General features: G+C 60.6%; 14 protein-coding genes. 11 read left to right on the top strand and 3 right to left on the bottom strand.

Going from position 1 to position 19,896, the window contains the following annotated elements; genetic code table 11:
• Positions 1-298: 298 nt before the first annotated feature.
• The gene (locus ACRC4F_RS09005; protein WP_438658983.1) at positions 299-562 is read left to right on the top strand and encodes a hypothetical protein; all 264 of its coding nucleotides are present in this window, start codon (positions 299-301) and stop codon (positions 560-562) included.
• 125 nt (positions 563-687) lie between these two features.
• Here the strand turns inward: ACRC4F_RS09005 and ACRC4F_RS09000 are convergent, their stop codons facing one another.
• Positions 688-1,791: a GlxA family transcriptional regulator gene (locus ACRC4F_RS09000; RefSeq protein ID WP_438658982.1), complete on the bottom strand. Its 1,104-nt coding sequence runs from the start codon at positions 1,789-1,791 to the stop codon at positions 688-690.
• A gap of 576 nt (positions 1,792-2,367) precedes the next feature.
• Positions 2,368-3,744 carry an L-serine ammonia-lyase gene (locus ACRC4F_RS08995; protein ID WP_438658981.1) on the bottom strand — a complete coding sequence of 459 codons (1,377 nt, stop codon included), beginning with the start codon at positions 3,742-3,744 and terminating at the stop codon, positions 2,368-2,370.
• A 435-nt stretch (positions 3,745-4,179) separates the two neighbouring features.
• Here ACRC4F_RS08995 and ACRC4F_RS08990 point away from each other — a divergent pair, with 435 nt between their 5' ends.
• The 3 genes from ACRC4F_RS08990 to choV all read left to right on the top strand — a co-directional run bounded on the left by ACRC4F_RS08990 (position 4,180) and on the right by choV (position 7,214).
• Positions 4,180-5,127, top strand: coding sequence for a choline ABC transporter substrate-binding protein (locus ACRC4F_RS08990; protein ID WP_438658980.1), 948 nt, complete (start codon positions 4,180-4,182; stop codon positions 5,125-5,127).
• A gap of 66 nt (positions 5,128-5,193) precedes the next feature.
• Complete coding sequence (choW, locus tag ACRC4F_RS08985; protein WP_192416755.1) at positions 5,194-6,039, top strand: choline ABC transporter permease subunit; 846 nt, start codon at positions 5,194-5,196, stop codon at positions 6,037-6,039.
• The gene (choV, locus tag ACRC4F_RS08980; RefSeq protein ID WP_438658979.1) at positions 6,036-7,214 is read left to right on the top strand and encodes a choline ABC transporter ATP-binding protein; all 1,179 of its coding nucleotides are present in this window, start codon (positions 6,036-6,038) and stop codon (positions 7,212-7,214) included. Before choW ends, choV begins: the two co-directional genes overlap by 4 nt.
• Positions 7,215-7,412: 198 nt before the next feature.
• On the opposite strand, the gene ACRC4F_RS08975 is transcribed toward choV, so the two are convergent.
• Positions 7,413-9,362 (bottom strand): BCCT family transporter, encoded by a 1,950-nt coding sequence (locus ACRC4F_RS08975; RefSeq protein WP_438659019.1) that lies wholly within the window; start codon positions 9,360-9,362, stop codon positions 7,413-7,415.
• Positions 9,363-9,741: 379 nt separating this feature from the next.
• Here ACRC4F_RS08975 and betI point away from each other — a divergent pair, with 379 nt between their 5' ends.
• From betI to dbpA, 7 genes are all read left to right on the top strand, one after another.
• Positions 9,742-10,335 carry a transcriptional regulator BetI gene (gene betI, locus ACRC4F_RS08970; RefSeq protein ID WP_438658978.1) on the top strand — a complete coding sequence of 198 codons (594 nt, stop codon included), beginning with the start codon at positions 9,742-9,744 and terminating at the stop codon, positions 10,333-10,335.
• Between the two features lie 108 nt (positions 10,336-10,443).
• The gene (gene betB, locus ACRC4F_RS08965; protein WP_438658977.1) at positions 10,444-11,916 is read left to right on the top strand and encodes a betaine-aldehyde dehydrogenase; all 1,473 of its coding nucleotides are present in this window, start codon (positions 10,444-10,446) and stop codon (positions 11,914-11,916) included.
• Between the two features lie 151 nt (positions 11,917-12,067).
• Complete coding sequence (gene betA, locus ACRC4F_RS08960) at positions 12,068-13,771, top strand: choline dehydrogenase (RefSeq protein ID WP_438658976.1); 1,704 nt, start codon at positions 12,068-12,070, stop codon at positions 13,769-13,771.
• A 289-nt stretch (positions 13,772-14,060) separates the two neighbouring features.
• Positions 14,061-15,503, top strand: a complete 1,443-nt coding sequence (locus ACRC4F_RS08955) for a TldD/PmbA family protein (RefSeq protein WP_438658975.1) — start codon at positions 14,061-14,063, stop codon at positions 15,501-15,503.
• Positions 15,503-16,840 carry a TldD/PmbA family protein gene (locus ACRC4F_RS08950; RefSeq protein ID WP_438658974.1) on the top strand — a complete coding sequence of 446 codons (1,338 nt, stop codon included), beginning with the start codon at positions 15,503-15,505 and terminating at the stop codon, positions 16,838-16,840. Before ACRC4F_RS08955 ends, ACRC4F_RS08950 begins: the two co-directional genes overlap by 1 nt.
• A gap of 183 nt (positions 16,841-17,023) precedes the next feature.
• Complete coding sequence (gene mdtD / locus ACRC4F_RS08945; protein WP_438658973.1) at positions 17,024-18,451, top strand: multidrug transporter subunit MdtD; 1,428 nt, start codon at positions 17,024-17,026, stop codon at positions 18,449-18,451.
• 105 nt (positions 18,452-18,556) lie between these two features.
• Positions 18,557-19,894: an ATP-dependent RNA helicase DbpA gene (gene dbpA / locus ACRC4F_RS08940; protein ID WP_438659018.1), complete on the top strand. Its 1,338-nt coding sequence runs from the start codon at positions 18,557-18,559 to the stop codon at positions 19,892-19,894.
• Positions 19,895-19,896: the final 2 nt, after the last annotated feature.

Here is a 19,896-nt window from a genome sequence, read left to right as displayed (position 1 = left end):
CCGACGATGGCGTCTGCACAGGCGACACAAAAACCCTGATTCACAGGCAAAAAAAACCCCGATCAAGCCGTGACAAGATCGGAGCTGAGGAGGGTACTGTTGAGGAGCCGTTGCGCGAGGGTGACCAAACCTTCGTGAAGCCAGCTGAATCCAGTGTGCCCACTCTCCACTCATGCAAGTTAGCCGAAAACGACCTGTTCATAGGTATCGCGGCCATTGCGACAAATCGTCCTTGCCGCCACCCCCTACCCCTACGAGAATCGAGCCACGACACCGTTCCCTGAAGAAGGATTGCGTCATGATGTACGCCGATTTGATTGACCAGGAAGACCTGCTGGGCCAGCTGAAATCGTTGGGTTTTCAAGTGCCGAGCGGCGCCACGGCCGAGCAGGCTTGCGAGTGCGCGGTGAGAGGCTTGAACGATGAGCGGGCGATAGTCCTGCGGACCATGGTCAAGCAGATGTACACCAGCAGCGCGACCATCCTGCCGGCGGTGCGCCAGGCCATCGACAGGCAATTGCTGCCCGCGCTGGCGGAGTATCAGCAGAGCCGTAGCGCCTGATCTGTGGCGAGGGAGCTTGTCGGAACGCCGCATCGCCCCGTTCGGCTGCGCAGCAGCCGTAAAATCTTGGGGCCGCTGCGCGACCCAACGGGAGCAAGCTCCCTCGCCACAATTGCCTGCGCGGTTTAGAGCCTTACGCTGGCGAACGTCGATTCATTGCGCGCCTGACTCAACGCCGACAACGGCCCGGACAGCGGCGACAGCACCAGCGCTTGCGGCAGCGGCATCATCGCCACCTGTTGCGTGGTGTTGGAGCCTACGCGCTCGTCACGCGGCGGAATGCCGAAGTATTCGCGGTAGCACTTGGAGAAGTGCGGCGTGGACACGAAGCCGCACACCGACGCCACTTCGATGATCGACATCGGCGTTTGCTTGAGCAGCTGCCGGGCACGAATCAGGCGCAGTTTCAGGTAGTAACGCGACGGCGAGCAGTGCAGGTATTTCTGGAACAGGCGCTCCAGCTGACGACGGGAAACCGCGACATACACTGCCAGTTCATCGAGGTCGATCGGCTCTTCCAGGTTAGCCTCCATCAGCGCAACGATTTCCTGCAATTTCGGCTGGTTGGTGCCAAGCATGTGCTTGAGCGGCACGCGCTGGTGATCCTGTTCGTTGCGGATGCGCTCGTAGACGAACATTTCCGAGATCGCGGCGGACAGTTCACGGCCGTGATCGCGGCTGATCAGGTGCAGCATCATGTCCAGCGGCGCGGTGCCGCCCGAACTGGTGAAACGGTTACGGTCGAGGGTGAACAGGCGCGTGCTCATGGCCACACGCGGGAACGCTTCCTGCATCGACGCCAGGCATTCCCAGTGCACGCTGCAATCGAAACCATCCAGCAGGCCGGCGCAGGCCAGGGCCCAGCTGCCGGTGCAGACCGCACCGAGACGGCGGGACTGACGCGCCTGGCTTTGCAGCCACGACACGTGTTCGCGGGTAACGGTGCGCTGGATGCCGATGCCGCCGCAGACAATGATGGTGTCCAGCGGGGGCGCTTTGTGCATGGAGCAATCGGGGGTGATCTGCAGACCGTCACTGGCCCAGACCTGACCGCCGTCGACGGTGAGCGTGGTCCAGCGATACAGCTCGCGGCCGGACAATTGGTTGGCCATGCGCAAGGGTTCGACTGCGGAGGCCAGAGAAATAAGCGTGAAATTGTCCAACAGCAGAAAGCCGATGGATTGAGGCGCACGGTTCTGGGGTTGGGCCCCGGAGTTGGACGTCGTCATCGCGGTATCTCCTCACACAAAGCGGGTGATGGCCTCAGGCGGAGGCTCTTGTTATTGCCATCGTTCTCGCGTGGGAGACGGGCTTTGTAATGACAGAGCAATTGCCATGCCTAAAGTTGAATGGCCATTCAATAACTCCTGAAAACGACGTCGCGGCGCGTCTATATAAGCCGCGCCGCGAGTGGGGGTTATAAGTGCCATTATCGGCGGGAGGCGCTCTGCCCTGTTGGGCTTGAGCAAATCGGTAGCACTTGTGGGAACAGGGCTACGGCGACCTGAGGGAGAGTGTCACCGCAAGCACGGGTGACAGGCGGTAATGGCCGTCTTGGATCCCTGCTCCGGGGTTAGTCGCTTATCTGTAAGCGACGCTCTAAAAGGTGGCGGGTTTGAGATCCCGTGTTCACTTTGCGCGCAGTTTTGACTGGTGCGGGCTGGTGCAATGTGATCTGTTGTGGCGAGGGGATTTATCCCCGTTCGGCTGCGCAGCAGTCGTAAAGATTTTGGGGCCGCTTCGCGACCCAACGGGGATAAATCCCCTCACCACAAAAGCCCCCTAGCCACAGGGTCAACCCGGTCTCAGCACTCGACCGCGCTAACCGCCAACCCACCGCGCGATGTCTCTTTGTATTTGTCATGCATGTCCGCGCCGGTATCGCGCATGGTGCGGATCACCCGATCCAGCGAGATAAAGTGCTGACCATCCCCGCGCAGCGCCATCTGCGCCGCGTTGATCGCTTTCACCGCGGCAATCGCGTTGCGCTCGATGCAAGGCACTTGCACCAGTCCGCCCACCGGGTCGCAGGTCAGGCCGAGGTTGTGTTCCAGGCCGATTTCCGCCGCGTTGCATAGCTGCTCCGGCGTCGCGCCAAGGATCTCCGCCAACCCGGCCGCCGCCATCGCGCAGGCTGAACCGACCTCGCCCTGGCAACCGACTTCCGCACCGGAAATCGAAGCGTTCTTCTTGCACAGAATTCCCACCGCAGCGGCGCTGAGAAAATAGTCGACCACGTTGGCGTCCGTCACCGCCTCGCTGAATTTCATGAAGTAGTGCAACACCGCCGGAATGATCCCCGCCGCGCCGTTGGTCGGCGCCGTGACCATGCGCCCGCCGGCAGCGTTCTCTTCGTTGACCGCCAGCGCGAACAGGTTGACCCACTCCATGGCGCTCAAGGTCGAACCGATGACGTTGGGTTTGCCCAGCTCTTGCAGGCTGCGATGCAATTTGGCCGCACGACGGCGCACGTTCAGTCCACCGGGCAGGATGCCTTCGTGTTTCAGGCCCTGGTCGACGCAATCCTGCATGGCACGCCACAGTTTCATCAGGCCGCTGCGGATTTCTTCTTCGCTGCGCCAGACTTTCTCGTTGGCCATCATCAATTCGGCAACGCGCAGGTTGTGCTGCTTGCAGAGGCTGAGCAGTTCGACGGCGCTGGAGAAATCGTACGGCAACACGGTGCGGTCCAGGTCAACCACGCCGCTGGAAGCCTGTGCTTCATCCACGACAAAACCGCCGCCGATGGAATAGTAGGTGTCGCGATGCAGCTCACCGTCATCGCCTTCGGCAATCAAGGTCATGGCGTTGGGGTGGAACGGCAGGTTTTCGTCAATCAGGCGCATGTCGCGGGCCCAGATAAACGGCACCGACAGGCGACCGTCGAGCAACAGGGTGTGGGTCTCGCGCAGGGTGGCAATACGGATGCCGATTTGCGACGGATCGATCGCGTCCGGCCACTCGCCCATCAAACCCATGATCACCGCGTTGTCGCTGCCGTGACCGATGCCGGTGGCCGACAGCGACCCATAAAGCTGAACTTCGATGCGACGCACTTGCTCCAAAAGTCCCTGCTCACGCAAACCTTGCACGAACAGTGCGGCGGCCCGCATGGGTCCTACGGTGTGCGAACTGGAAGGGCCGATGCCGATTTTGAACAGGTCGAAAACGCTGATAGCCATTACTGCCGAACTCCTGGATGTGCCAACTCCAGACGCAAAAGCGCCCAGTGACGGAGCTGCTACGCTCAAGCTGCAATCCGCCGAGATGGCCGCATCATCAGGCTTTTGCCGTGTCGTTCGACGTCTCACACCGACGCACTCATGCTCACCAACGCCGCGGGCGTTTTACGCTGCATTTTCGCCGTTTTTTTGCGGATCAGAGGGGTAAAGGGGGCTGAAAAAATCTGTAAACGACGTCACCGACACTGGATGCGACCATCCCTGTACTGGTTACGACGCACCCTGTAGGCGTCAGATTTTCACTGGTACATGATCGTATCGACTCGATTGCAAGGCGCCGTGGTAGAGATGTCTCCAAAACGCCATCCAACCGCAACCTATAAGTGCGGTGGTCCAGTCGGAACACTGCCAAAAAAAACACCAAGGAGTCCATCCATGAAAGGTTCCCCGTCGTTGTTGTTGGCCGCCATGCTGAGTCTGCCGTTACTGGCTCAAGCCGCAGAACCCGCTCAGTGCAGCACCGTAAACTTCTCCGATGTCGGCTGGACTGACATTACTGTCACCACCGCCACCACCAGCGTCGTTCTCGATGCCTTGGGCTACAAAACCAAAACCACGATGATTTCCGTACCAGTGACCTACAAGTCCCTGGCCGACGGCAAGAACATGGATGTGTTCCTGGGTAACTGGATGCCGACCATGGAAAACGACATCAAGGCCTACCGCGATGCCGGCACCGTGGACACCCTGCGCGCCAACCTGGAAAACGCAAAATACACACTCGCGGTGCCCGAAGAGTTGTATAACAAGGGTCTGAAAGATTTCGCCGACATCGCCAAGTTCAAGAAAGAACTCGACGGCAAGATCTACGGCATCGAACCAGGCAACGACGGCAACCGCCTGATCCAGAGCATGATCGACAAGAACGCTTTCGGCCTTAAAGACGCCGGCTTCAAGGTGGTCGAGTCCAGCGAGGCAGGCATGCTCTCGCAAGTCGATCGCGCCCAGCGCCGCAACACCGCCGTGGTGTTCCTGGGCTGGGAACCGCACCCGATGAACACACGTTTCAAGATGAAGTACCTGACTGGCGGCGACGACTTTTTCGGCCCGAACTTCGGTCAGGCGACCATCTTCACCAACACCCGCAAGGGCTACGCGCAGGAATGCAGCAACGTGGGCCAGTTGCTGAAAAACCTGGTGTTCACCCTCGACATGGAAAGCACGCTGATGGGCAACGTCCTGGACGACAAAATGAAGCCTGACGCGGCCGCCAAGGCCTGGCTGAAAAAGAATCCACAGGTCCTCGATACCTGGCTCGCTGGCGTGACCACCATTGACGGTAAACCAGGCCTGGAGGCCGTGAAAGCCAAGCTCGCCCAGTAATCGCTTACGCCGGACGGCCCAGGCCGTCCGGGCTGTTTATTTCCTTGCATGCGGACGTTCACTACCATGCTGATTGATCAGAAAATACCTCTAGGCCAGTACATCGCGGGCTTCGTTGAATGGTTGACGCAACACGGCGCCAACACCTTCGACGCAATCGCCGTGTCACTGGAAACGATGATCCACGGCGTGACTTTCGCGCTGACCTGGTTCAACCCGCTGGCATTGATCGGCCTCATCGCGCTACTGGCACACTTCATTCAACGAAAGTGGGGGCTGACCGTTTTCGTCATCGCCTCCTTCCTGCTCATCCTCAATCTGGGTTACTGGCAGGAAACCATGGAAACCCTCGCCCAGGTGCTCTTCGCGACCCTGGTCTGCGTGGTTATCGGCGTACCGTTGGGTATCGTCGCCGCGCACAAACCGATGTTCTACACACTGATGCGGCCGGTGCTCGATCTGATGCAGACCGTGCCGACCTTCGTGTACCTCATTCCTACCCTGACCCTCTTCGGTCTGGGTGTGGTCCCGGGCCTGATCTCGACGGTAGTGTTCGCGATTGCCGCGCCTATCCGCCTGACTTACCTGGGCATTCGTGATGTCCCGGAAGAATTGATGGACGCCGGCAAGGCCTTTGGCTGCTCGCGACGTCAGCTGCTCTCGCGAATCGAACTGCCCCACGCCATGCCAAGCATCGCGGCCGGTATCACCCAGTGCATCATGCTGTCGTTGTCGATGGTGGTGATCGCGGCACTGGTAGGCGCCGACGGCCTGGGCAAACCCGTGGTCAACGCACTGAACACTGCTGATATCGCCCTGGGCTTCGAAGCAGGCCTGGCGATCGTACTGCTGGCGATCATGCTCGACCGTATCTGCAAACAACCCGACGCTAAAGTAGGGGGTGACGCATGAGCATTATTCGCTTCGAAGACGTCGACGTAATCTTCTCCAAGGATCCACGCGAGGCACTCAAGCTGCTGGATCAAGGCATGACCCGCAACGAGATCCTGAAAAAGACCGGGCAGATCGTTGGCGTGGAAAAGGCCAGCCTGGACGTCGAAAAAGGTGAAATCTGCGTACTGATGGGCCTGTCCGGTTCGGGTAAGTCCAGTCTGCTGCGCTGCATTAACGGCCTTAACACTGTCAGCCGCGGCAAGCTGTTCGTCGAGCACGAAGGCAAGCAGATCGACATCGCCTCCTGCACTCCGGCAGAACTGAAAATGATGCGCACCAAGCGCATTGCGATGGTGTTCCAGAAGTTCGCGCTGATGCCTTGGTTGACCGTTCGCGAAAACATCAGTTTCGGCCTGGAGATGCAGGGTCGTCCCGAGAAGGAACGGCGCAAACTGGTGGACGACAAGCTTGAGCTGGTGGGCCTGACCCAGTGGCGCAACAAGAAACCCAACGAGCTGTCCGGTGGCATGCAACAACGCGTGGGCCTGGCCCGTGCGCTGGCGATGGACGCCGACATTCTGCTGATGGACGAACCGTTCTCGGCACTCGACCCGCTGATCCGCCAGGGCCTGCAAGACGAACTGCTGGAACTGCAAAGCAAGCTGAACAAAACCATTGTGTTCGTGAGCCACGACCTCGATGAAGCCCTGAAGCTGGGCAGCCGGATCGCGATCATGAAAGATGGCCGTATCGTGCAGTACAGCAAGCCGGAAGAGATCGTGTTGAACCCGGCGGACGACTACGTGCGGACCTTCGTTGCGCATACCAATCCGCTGAACGTGCTGTGCGGTCGCAGCCTGATGCGCACCCTGGACAACTGCAAACGCATCAACGGTTCGGTGTGCCTCGATCCGGGCGGCGACTCGTGGCTGGACCTGGCCGAGGGCAACACCATCAAAGGCGCACGCCAGAACGGTGCGAGCCTGGACCTGCAGAACTGGATTCCAGGGCAAGCGGTTGAGGGCTTGGGTCGTCGGCCAACGCTGGTGGACTCGAACATCGGTATGCGCGATGCGCTGCAGATTCGTTACCAGACGGGCAATAAGCTGGTGTTGCACGACAACAACAAGGTTGTCGGGATTCTGGGCGACAGCGAGCTGTACCACGCGCTGCTCGGCAAGAACCTGGGGTAAGGCAGCAGACACAAAAACGCCGCGAGAGGATCGCGGCGTTTTTGTTTATGGGATATCGGGTGATGCCGTATTGAAGTTGAAACCCCCATCGCCAGCAGGCTGGCTCCCACATTGGAATGCATTCCCTTGTGGGAGCCAGCCTGCTGGCGATGAAGCCGACGCGATGCTTCAGATCGAAACACTGCGCCCTATCGAAACTCAGCTATAGACCCGGCCAAGGAGTTGCCGATGGCTTTCGAACTGATCGAGCACGTCACGGGTGATCTGATCCTGAGTGAAGCCCATCAAGTCGTAATCCTGGCTGCCGTTGTGCAGGTACACCTCGGCGCGGTAGTAGCGTGCGCGCGGTTCATCAGCGCTTTCAGCCGAGACCGTGTCGCTCGCCGCCGCCAGATAACCATCCAGGCTCACTTCGTAGACAAAAGGGTTGCCCTCTTCCATCTCGATCCGTACGCCCATGCAACGCTTGGACTTGCCGAGCAACGTTTGCACGTCCAGCCCCTGAGCCCGCAATTGCACCGCCGCATCTTCCAGCGCAGGGCTGACCTGCTTGTCCATGAAACGCTGAACAATCGATTGATTCGGTTGCAGGTCCAGCTGCGTCAGACGCTCGCTGAAACCACGACGACCACGCGCTGCGAGCTCCGCTTGCTCCTGTTCGATCTGCACGTCCTGGCGCATGGCCTTGTGCAAGCCGAACATGAAGAACACCAGCACCACCGAGAACGGCAGGCCGGCCAGCACCACCATGGTTTGCATGGCTTCGAAGTTACCGGCGAACAGCAGGCCGATGGTCACCAGCGTGATCACCGCCGACCAGAAGATCCGCAGCCAGTGCGGTGCATCTTCGTCGACATTGCCGCCCTTGCACGAAAGGTTGGCCATCATCACCGCACCGGAATCCGCCGGGGTCAGGAACAGCACGAAACCGACGAAGATCGACACGCCGATCACAATCTTCGACGCCGGGTAATGCTCAAGCAATTGGTAAATCGCCATCGACGGCTGTTCCAGCGCCGTCTTCCCGAGCTCCACCGCCCCATGGTTCATCACCAGGTCCAGGGCCGAGTTACCGAAGATCGACAGCCATGCCAAGGTGAAACCCAGTGGAATCAGCAGCACGCCGGCCACCAGCTCACGCACCGTGCGACCACGGGAAATGCGCGCGATGAACATGCCGACGAATGGGGCCCAGGAAATCCACCAGGCCCAGTAGAACAGGGTCCACAGGCCCATCCAGCGCTCGCTCTTCTCGCCACTGCCTTCGTACACATAGAGGTCGAAGGTTTTCAGCACGATACCGTTGAGGTAGTCACCGATGTTCTGCACGAAGCCGTTGAGCAGGTGCAGGGTCGGGCCGAACAGCAGCACGAAAATCAACAGGCCACTGAACAGTACGATGTTCAGGTTGGACAGACGACGGATGCCGTTTTCCACGCCGGACACGGCGGCGATGGTCGCCACGGTGCTCATCACAATGATGACGATCAGCAGGTTGGTGTTGCTGTGTTCCATGCCAAACAGGTTTTCAAGGCCCGACGACACTTGCAGCGAACCAATCCCCAGGTTCGTCACCAGACCCAGCAGGGTCACGAACATGCCGAAGCCGTCCACCGCGTGACCGGCCGCGCCTTTGACCCAACGCTCGCCAACCAGCGGGTACAGCGCCGAACGCAACGCCAGCGGCTGGTTATGACGGTAAGCAAAGTAAGCCACGGCCAAACCGACCAAGGCGTAGATCGCCCAACCATGCAGGCCCCAGTGCAGGAACGTCAGCTGTACCGCCTGACGTGCGGCAAGGTTGCTGCCGGCCACGCCTTCCGGCGGGTTGAAGTAGTGATCCAGCGGCTCGGATGCACCGAAGTACAGCAGCGAGATGCCGATACCCGACGAGAACAGCATCCCCGCCCAGGCGCCGTAGCTGAAGTCCGGGGTGTCGTCCTTGCTGCCCAGCTTGAGTTTGCCGTAAGACGAAAACGCCAGGCCAACAACGAATACCAGATAGGCGGCAATCACCACCATGTAGTACCAGCCGAAGCTACGGGACAACCAGGCCTGGGCGATGCCGAGCAATCTGCCGGCCTCTTGCGGGGCGATGATCAGAATGGCGGTCAACAACAGAATCAACGCGGTAGAGGTGTAGAACACCCAACCGTTGACCGTCACCTTCTCGGGTGGGGTCTTTATAAGAGAGGCAGAACTCATGGCACAGATGCTCCAGGCAGTGCGAGAGAAGAACGCAAGGCAACGCGGTACCCGACTAATCGGTTAGTTGGCAGCCGACCGACGGGTGATATAAAGACACCCCGAAAAAAGCCCGAAGCCCGGGAGCGCCAGTGCGCGTGGGTTTCGAGCGATTTCGGATGTCGTTTTTCCGCCCACTACACGTAGGAAAAACCTGTAGGCAGCGACGATTTGTCGCAGATCTTATTCTTTGTTGATTGAACGTTCAATCAAAACAAAATAGACTGGCCCTCAATCCGATAGACGTTTGACGTCCATCGGTAGGCCTAAGGAGATGTGCAAGATGCCCAAGGTCGGTATGCAACCCATCCGCCGCCAGCAATTGATCGAAGCCACATTGCTGGCTGTCGATCAGGTCGGAATGGGGGACGCCAGCATTGCGCTGATCGCCCGTTTGGCCGGTGTCTCGAATGGCATCATCAGTCACTATTTTCAGGACAAGAACGGCCTGATCGCTGCCACGGCGCAGTACCTGATGAGTGTCCTGAGCGAGAACGTCACCGCGCGCCGTCAGGCGCTGACAGATGACAGCCCACGGGCGCATCTGCAGGTGATCATCGAAGGCAACTTCGACGCCAGCCAGGTCAATGGCCCGGCAATGAAAACCTGGCTGGCCTTCTGGGCCACCAGCATGCACCACCCGTCTTTGCACAGGTTGCAGCGGATCAACGATCACCGTCTGTATTCCAACCTGTGCTGCCAGTTCCGCCGCGTATTGCCGCTCGATGACGCGCGCAGTGCAGCCCGGGGCCTGGCAGCCCTCATTGACGGTTTGTGGTTGCGCGGCGCGCTGTCGGGAGATGCTTTCGACACCGGGCAAGCGCACCAGATCGCTTACGAATACATGGATTTTCAACTGGCCAAGCAGGTGAGTTAGAGCACACATAACCGCTCAGCCCCTGAACCGCCGCTGACCAGCGTTGCCCAAAGCTATAGGGCACGCCCGGTGGCCAACGCCAACCACTTATGCTCTTGCGAGGACTTTATGGCCCGTTTCGAACTGCAAAAACTCTACATCGATGGCGGCTACAGCGACGCCAGCAGCGACGCCACTTTCGAAGCCATCAACCCGGCTAACGGTGAAGTCCTCGCAAAAGTACAACGTGCGACCAAAGAAGACGTTGAGCGCGCCGTTGTCAGCGCTGAAAAAGGCCAGAAAATCTGGGCCGCGATGACCGCCATGGAGCGTTCGCGCATCCTGCGTCGTGCCGTGGACATCCTGCGCGAGCGCAACGATGAACTGGCCGCCCTGGAAACCCTGGACACCGGCAAGTCGTTCTCCGAAACCAAGTACGTCGACATCGTCACCGGTGCTGACGTGCTGGAATACTACGCAGGCCTGGTGCCCGCCATCGAAGGCGAGCAGATCCCGCTGCGCACCACTTCGTTCGTCTACACCCGTCGCGAGCCGTTGGGCGTTGTGGCCGGTATCGGCGCGTGGAACTACCCGATCCAGATCGCCCTGTGGAAATCCGCTCCTGCCCTGGCAGCCGGTAACGCGATGATCTTCAAGCCAAGCGAAGTCACTTCTCTGACCACGCTGAAACTGGCCGAGATCTACACCGAAGCAGGCCTGCCGGCCGGCGTGTTCAACGTACTGACCGGCAGCGGCCGTGAAGTCGGTACCTGGCTGACCGAGCACCCACGCATCGAAAAAATCTCCTTCACCGGCGGCACCGACACCGGCAAGAAGGTCATGGCCAGCGCTTCCGCATCGTCGCTCAAAGACGTGACCATGGAACTGGGCGGCAAATCCCCGCTGATCATCTTCGACGACGCCGACCTCGATCGCGCCGCCGACACCGCGATGATGGCCAACTTCTACAGCTCCGGTCAGGTCTGCACCAACGGCACTCGCGTGTTCGTACCGACTCACCTGAAAGCCGCTTTCGAAGCCAAGATCGCTGAGCGCGTTGCGCGCATCCGCATCGGCAACCCGGAAGACGAGAACACCAACTTCGGTCCGCTGGTCAGCTTCGCCCACATGGAAAGCGTGCTGGGTTACATCGCCAAGGGTAAGGAAGAAGGCGCTCGCGTTCTGTGCGGCGGCTCCCGTCTGACTGAAGGCGAGTTCGCCAAAGGCGCATTTGTGGCACCGACGGTGTTCACTGACTGCACCGACGAGATGACCATCGTTCGCGAAGAAATCTTCGGCCCGGTCATGGCGATTCTGACTTACGACACTGAAGAAGAAGTGATCCGTCGTGCCAACGACACCGACTTCGGCCTGGCCGCTGGCGTCGTCACCAAGGACCTGAACCGCGCTCACCGCGTGATTCATCAACTGGAAGCAGGTATCTGCTGGATCAACGCCTGGGGCGAGTCCGACGCGAAGATGCCGGTCGGTGGCTACAAGCAGTCGGGCGTGGGCCGTGAGAACGGCATCAGCTCGCTGAACAACTTCACACGCATCAAATCGGTACAGGTCGAACTGGGCGATTACGCCTCGGTGTTCTAAGGCGACATTTGCTTCGCCTGCCAGGCCGTCATCGCCAGCAGGCTGGCTCCCACATTGGAATGCGAACTCCTGTGGGAGCCAGCCCGCTGGCGATCGAGTGCGCAGCACTCGCCATGGCCTGACCTGACCAACTTCAAAGAGGGTGCATTCAATGTCCCAAGAATTCGATTACATCATCATCGGTGCCGGCTCGGCCGGTAACACCTTGGCGACCCGTCTGACTGAAGACGAAGGCGTCACAGTCCTGCTGCTCGAAGCGGGCGGCCCGGACTACCGCTTGGACTTCCGCACGCAAATGCCGGCCGCTTTGGCGTTCCCGCTGCAAGGTCGTCGCTACAACTGGGCGTACGAAACCGATCCAGAGCCACACATGGACGGTCGCCGGATGGAATGCGGTCGCGGCAAGGGCCTGGGTGGTTCTTCGCTGATCAACGGCATGTGCTACATCCGTGGCAACGCGATGGATTACGACAACTGGGCCAAGCTTCCAGGTCTTGAAGACTGGGACTACCTGAACTGCCTGCCGTATTTCCGCAAGGCCGAAACCCGCGACATCGGCCCGAACGACTACCACGGTGGCGACGGTCCGGTCAGCGTGACCACGCCGAAAGCCGGCAACAATCCGCTGTTCCACGCGATGGTTGAAGCAGGCGTGCAAGCCGGTTATCCGCGCACCGAAGACTTGAACGGGTACCAGCAAGAAGGCTTCGGCCCGATGGACCGTACCGTGACGCCGAACGGCCGTCGCGCCAGCACCGCTCGCGGTTACCTGGACGTCGCCAAGAAGCGTTCGACCCTGACCATCGTCACCCACGCCCTGACCGACAAGATCCTGTTCGAAGGCAAGCGTGCCGTTGGCGTGCGTTACCTGATCGGCGCCGCGGAAGAACGCGTTGAAGCCCGCGCCCGCAAAGAAGTGCTGCTGTGCTCCGGCGCCATCGCTTCGCCGCAGATCCTGCAACGCTCCGGCGTCGGCCCGGCCGAACTGCTGAACAAGCTCGACATCCCGGTGGTCCACGACCTGCCAGGCGTCGGCGAAAACCTGCAGGATCACCTCGAGTTGTACCTGCAATACGCCTGCACCCAACCGGTCTCGCTGTACCCGTCGCTGCTCTGGTACAACCAGCCGGCCATCGGTGCCGAATGGCTGTTCAACGGCACCGGCATCGGCGCCAGCAACCAGTTCGAAGCCGGCGGTTTTATCCGTACCCGCGAAGAATTCGATTGGCCGAACATCCAGTATCACTTCCTGCCCGTTGCCATTAACTACAACGGCAGCAACGGCGTGAAAGAGCACGGTTTCCAGGCGCACATGGGTTCCATGCGTTCGCCGAGCCGCGGTCGCATTCAGGCCAAGTCCAAGGATCCGCGCGAGTACCCGAGCATCCTGTTCAACTACATGGCCACCGAGCAGGACTGGCAGGAATTCCGCGATGGCATCCGCCTGACCCGTGAAATCATGCAACAGCCTGCACTGGACGCCTTCCGTGGCCGCGAAATCAGCCCGGGCATCGACGTGCAAACCGATGAGCAGCTCGACAAGTTCATCCGCGAACACGCTGAAACCGCGTTCCACCCGTCCTGCTCGTGCAAGATGGGCACCGACGACATGGCCGTGGTCGATGGCGAAGGTCGTGTGCACGGCATGCAGAGCCTGCGTGTGGTCGATGCCTCGATCATGCCGATCATCACCACCGGCAACCTGAACGCGCCGACGATCATGATCGCCGAGAAAATCGCCGACAAGATCCGTGGTCGCCAGCCGTTGCCGCGAAGCAAGGCTGACTACTTCGTGGCCGGCGATGCGCCAGTGCGTGGCAAGCCGATGCGGGATGTGAGCCTTACCGCTCAGTAATACCGTTACACCGCGTCATGGCCAATCGCGAGCAGGCTCGCTCCCACAGGTTTTGGGTTGGATTGCAGATTTGCGATCAACCCCAACCCCTGTGGGAGCGAGACCGGCTTGCCGGCGATGGGGCCCGACCAAACAACACATCTCTTTCTGACACACCCCGGCAATCCCTTCCTACACCGATCCAAGCTTGATCCTACCCCCCGCCCAGGCCTAATCTAGCGCCACGCAAACGTTTCACCCCCCTTCGCAACACCGCTGCACCGCCACTCCATACCAAGGAGGTTCCCGAATGTTCGATTTCCACCCCCAGCTCAAGCAGCGCTTCGCTGCCTTGCGTACGGGCGCTGAATTCTTTTCTCTGCGTTATGTGCGCGAGTCCGGCCAGTACCTGTCGGTGCGCAAGAATGTCGCCGAACCTCCAAGCCTGAGCCGTGACGAAGGCGCGATGCTGACCGTGCGCGTCAACGGCGTCGAAGCCTACGCTGCGACCAACGACCTATCGCAACAAGGCCTGCAAGCCGCGCTGGAAAAGGCCGAGCAGCAAGCCCGCCGACTCAAGCCCCACGCATTGCTCGACCTGAGCGCGCAGATTGTCTCGAGCGACCGCGCCGACTACTTTTCGCCGAACTTCGACCAGCCCTTCCCGTCCCTGAGCGATTGCTATCAACTGCTCGGCGCCGAATCCGCGTCCGTGCCCAAGGACGAGCGACTGGTGAACTGGCAGGTGAGCATCGGCATCACCAACGTTGAGCAAATCTACCTCAGCAGCGCTGGCGCCGAACTGCGTCAGGCCCAGCGTTTCGTTTACCCGAGCCTGGAAGTCACCGCCTACGACGGCAGCGACAGCCAGACCCGCACCCTCGGCCGCGAGAACTTCGGCCAGCAGGGTGGCTTTGATGTGATCAGTCGCTGTGGCCTGGTCGGTGCCGGGCCGAAAATCGCCGATCAGGCGCTACAATTGCTGTTGGCCCCCAACACTCCACAAGGTCCGCGCGATCTGTTGCTCATGCCCGACCAGATGATGCTGCAGATCCACGAGTCCATCGGTCATCCGCTGGAGCTGGACCGCATCCTCGGCGATGAACGCAATTACGCCGGCACCAGTTTCGTCAAGGCAGCAGACTTCGGCCATCTGCAATACGGTTCGAAACTGCTCAACGTAACCTTCGATCCCGACATTCCCGAGCAGCTCGCCAGCTACGGCCATGACGACGATGGCACCGCCGCGAGCAAGCAATTCCTGATTAAAAAAGGTCTGTTGCTGCGTCCGTTGGGCGGCGCGCTGTCGCAATTCCGTGCGGGCATGGACGGCGTCGCCAACAGCCGCGCGTGCGGCTGGAACCGTCCGCCGATCGACCGCATGGCCAACTTGAATATCGAGCCTGGCGATCAACCGTTGGAACAACTGATCGGCAACATCGAAAATGGCATCCTGATGAGCACCAACCGCTCGTGGTCCATCGACGATGCACGCAACAAGTTCCAGTTCGGTTGCGAGTGGGCGCAGTTGATTGAAAACGGTGAGCTCAAAGGTGTGGTGAAGAACCCGAACTACCGGGCGATTTCCGCGCACTTCTGGAAGAGCCTCAGCGCCGTCGGCGACGCCAGCACCTTCAAGGTTTTGGGCACGCCGAACTGCGGCAAGGGCGAACCGAACCAGGTGATCCGCGTCGGCCATGCCTCGCCAGCCTGCGTATTCAGCAACGTGGATGTATTCGGGGGAGACGCCTGATGGGTACTTCAAACAATCAGGCCGAGTCGTTCAAGGCCTTGGTCAACTGGCTGCGCGATGCGATTCGTGAGCCTGAACAGTTCACGCTCAGCTACGCCGCCGAATCCTCGGCCTTCGTGCGTTTCAACCACGCCAAGGTGCGCCAGGCCGGTCAGGTTCAGCAAGCGAGCATCGGTTTCAAACTGATCAATGAGGGCCGGCATGCCGACCTCGACATCACGCTGGCCGGCGATTCGGAAGTCGACGTTCAGCGGCTGGCCGAAGGTCTGCAACAGTTGCGCGAAACCTTGCCGTTGCTGCCGCAGGATCCGTATTTGATGCTCAACCACAACGGCTGGCAAAGCAAGAATGTGCAGGACCATCCGCTGCCGGATACCGAGCAGGTGGTAGCCGAAATCACCCAGGCAGCCGAAGGACTGGATCTGGTGGGTTTCTATGCCGCCGGGCCGATCAGCCGTGGTTTCGCTAGTTCCTCGGGCGCGTTTGGCTGGCATCAGGCCAACAGCTTCAATTTCGATTTCAGTCTGTTCCACGAAAACGGCCAGGCGGTGAAGGCCAGCTACGCCGGGCACGATTGGAACAGCGACGGGTTTGCCAAGCGCTTTGCGCAGGCGCGCGAGCAGTTGGCCTTCCTGGGCAGGCCGCAACGCACCCTGGCACCGGGTCAGTATCGCGCTTACCTGGCGCCGGCAGCCCTGGGAGAAATCATGGACATGCTGGGCTGGGGCGGTTTTTCGGCGCAGTCGATTGCCAGCAAACACAGCCCGCTACAGAAACTGTACGCGGGCGACAGTGCGTTCAGCCCGCTGGTGTCGGTCGATGAAAAAGTCAGTGGCTCGTTGAGCCCGGCGTTTTCGGGCGAAGGTTATCCGCGCAGCGACCTTGGGTTGATCGTCGAAGGCAAGGCGGGCGCGCAGATGGTCAGTTCACGCAGCGCCGCCGAGTACGGCCTGACCGCCAATGGCGCCAGCGGCGGTGAAATGCCGAGCGCCGTGAACATGGCGGCCGGTACGTTGCCTGATGCAGAGATTCTCAAGCAACTGGGTACCGGCTTGTACATCAGCAACCTCTGGTACCTGAACTACTCGGACCAACCGGCGGCGCGCCTGACCGGCATGACGCGGTTTGCGACGTTCTGGGTCGAGAACGGCGAGATTCAGGCGCCGGTGAGCACCATGCGGTTTGATGACAGTGCCTACAGTTTGCTGGGTTCGCAGCTGGAAGCGTTGACCGAAGAGCGCGAGCTGATGTTGTCGGCCAGCACCTACAGTCAGCGGGCCACAGCGTCGGCGTTGTTGCCGGGGGCACTGGTCGGCCGACTCACTTTAACGCTGTAAACACAAAACCCAGCAGGGCCCCTGTGGCGAGGGGATTTATCCCCGTTCGGCTGCGAAGCAGTCGCAAACTGGTGATCGCGGTGTGTCTGATACTCCGCAATTAAAGTTTTGGGGGTCGCTTCGCGACCCAACGGGGATAAATACCCTCACCACAAGGTTCCTGGCCAACCGACATGAGGTCCCATGCCCAACCGCCTGCCTCTCGACGCTGTCACCGCCCGCTGGGTGCCGTGGGTCGTCGCCATCGCGTTCTTCATGCAGTCCCTCGACGGGACCATCCTCAACACCGCCCTGCCCGCCATGGCCCGCGACCTGGCCGAAGATCCGCTGCGCATGCAGGGCGTGATCATTGCCTACATGCTCACCGTCGCCTTGCTGATCCCCGCCTCCGGCTGGATCGCCGACCGTTTCGGCACCAAGAAAATCTTCTTCGGCGCGATCCTGCTGTTCAGCCTCGGCTCACTGCTTTGCGCCTTGTCGAGCACCCTGAGCATGTTGATCGGCGCCCGAGTGATTCAGGGTCTGGGTGGTGCGCTGATGCTGCCGGTCGGGCGATTGGTGGTGCTGCGCGCCTACCCGCGTTCGGAGCTGGTGCGGATCATGGGATTCATCACCATTCCCGGCCTGCTCGGCCCGTTGATCGGCCCGACCATGGGCGGCTGGATGGTCGAATACCTGACCTGGCACTGGATCTTCCTGATCAACCTTCCGGTAGGCGCCATCGGTTGCTACGCCGTGTGGAGGTTCATCCCCGATCTGCGTGGCAGCGAACGCACGCGTTTCGACAGCCTCGGCTTTTTGCTGTTTGGTGCGGCAATGGTGCTGATCACCATCGCCATGGAAGGCCTCGGCGAACTGCACCTGCCGCACTTGCGGGTGATGTTGCTGCTGTTCGGTGGCATGGCGTGTCTGGCGGCGTATTGGTTGCGCGCCGGGCACATCGATAATCCGCTGTTCGCGCCGTCGCTGTTCAAGACCCGGACGTTTGCCGTGGGCATCCTCGGCAACCTGTTCGCCCGCCTGGGCAGCGGCGCCTTGCCGTTCCTCGTGCCGTTGCTGCTGCAAGTGGCGCTGGGTTACTCGCCGTCCCAGGCCGGGATGAGCATGTTGCCGCTGGCGGCTGCGGCGATGGTTGCCAAGTCGGTGGCGCGACCGCTGATTGAGCGCTTGGGCTATCGCATCGTCCTCACCGGCAACACTCTGGCACTGGGACTCATGCTCGCGAGCATGGGCCTGGTCACCGAGCAGACACCGTACTGGCTGCTGCTGGGGATGCTGGCGATTCTCGGCGCGATCAACTCCTTGCAGTTCACCGCCATGAACACCGTGACCCTGATCGACCTCGACGACGCCAGCGCCAGCAGCGGCAACAGCCTGCTGTCGGTGGTCGCGCAACTGTCCCTGAGCCTCGGGGTTGCCTGCGCCGGCGCCTTGCTCGGCGGCTTTACCGCAGAGATCGGCAACGACGGCGTGGACACGGTCCTGGGGGCCTTCCAGCTGACCTTTGTGACGGTCGGAATCATGGCGATGCTGGCCGCGACGATCTTCTCGCAGCTGTCAAAGGAAGACGGACGGCGCGTCAAACGTCCGGAAGAACACATCGAGCCTTAGGGCGAATGGCCATGGGACTGATACACTGCGCGACATTTTGTTTTGCAGGCCAGTCCCGTGACCACCATCGCCACCGCTTTTAATACTTTGCCGCTGTCCGCCGCCATGCTGGCTAACCTCGACTCCCTCGGTTATGCCCAGATGACGCCGATCCAGGCGCAAAGCTTGCCGGTGATCCTCAAGGGGATGGACCTGATCGCTCAGGCCAAGACCGGCAGCGGCAAGACCGCCGCCTTCGGTATCGGCCTGTTGAACCCGATCAATCCGCGCTTCTTCGGTTGCCAGGCGCTGGTCATTTGCCCGACGCGTGAGCTGGCTGACCAGGTCGCCAAGGAACTGCGTCGTCTGGCCCGCGCCGAAGACAACATCAAGATCCTGACCCTCTGCGGCGGCGTGTCCTTCGGCCCGCAGATCGGCTCCCTGGAGCACGGCGCGCACATCATCGTCGGCACCCCGGGCCGCCTTCAGCAGCATTTGCGCAAAGGTTCACTGGTGCTCCATGGCCTGAACACGCTGATCCTCGACGAAGCCGACCGCATGCTCGACATGGGTTTCTACGATTCCATCGAAGAAATCATCGCCCAATGCCCGGAGCGTCGCCAGACTCTGCTGTTCTCCGCCACGTACCCGACGGGCATCAAGCAGTTGGCCGCGAAGTTCATGCGCAACCCTCAGATCGTGAAGGCCGAGGCGTTCCACGACGACACGCAGATCGAACAGCGTTTCTACGAGATTTCCCCGGAAGAGCGCATGGACGCTGTGGTCAAAGTCCTCGCGCATCATCGTCCGGCATCCTGCGTAGCCTTCTGCTTCACCAAGCAGCAGGTTCAGGAAACCGTCGATCACCTGACCGCCAAAGGCATCTCCGCCGTCGGCCTGCACGGCGATCTGGAACAGCGTGACCGTGACCAGGTGCTGGCCATGTTCGCCAACCGCAGCACGTCAGTGCTGGTCGCCACCGACGTCGCCGCTCGCGGTCTGGACATCGATGCGCTGGACATGGTGATCAACGTTGAGCTGGCGCGTGATTCGGAAATCCACATCCACCGTGTCGGCCGTACCGGTCGAGCCGGTGAGAAAGGCATCGCGATCAGCCTGGTCGCGCCGTCCGAAGCGCACCGCGCCCAAGCCATCGAGCTACTGCAGAATTCGCCGTTGAGCTGGGATCAGCTGGACAACCTCAAATCCCAAGGCGGCGGTCCTCTGCTGCCGGTGATGAGCACGCTGGTCATCGGCGCTGGCCGTAAAGATAAGGTACGTCCGGGCGACATCCTTGGCGCACTGACGGGAGACGCCGGCATTCCGGGTGCCCAGGTCGGCAAGATCGCGATTTTCGACTTCCAGGCTTACGTGGCCGTGGAACGCGGGATCGCCAAGCAAGCCTTGCAGCGCCTGAACGACGGCAAGATCAAAGGCCGCTCGCTGCGCGTTCGCATTCTCTAAGA

It is taken from the genome of Pseudomonas sp., assembly GCF_051660785.1.
Lineage (GTDB): Bacteria > Pseudomonadota > Gammaproteobacteria > Pseudomonadales > Pseudomonadaceae > Aquipseudomonas.
This window is presented reverse-complemented; position numbering and strand designations above follow the sequence as displayed.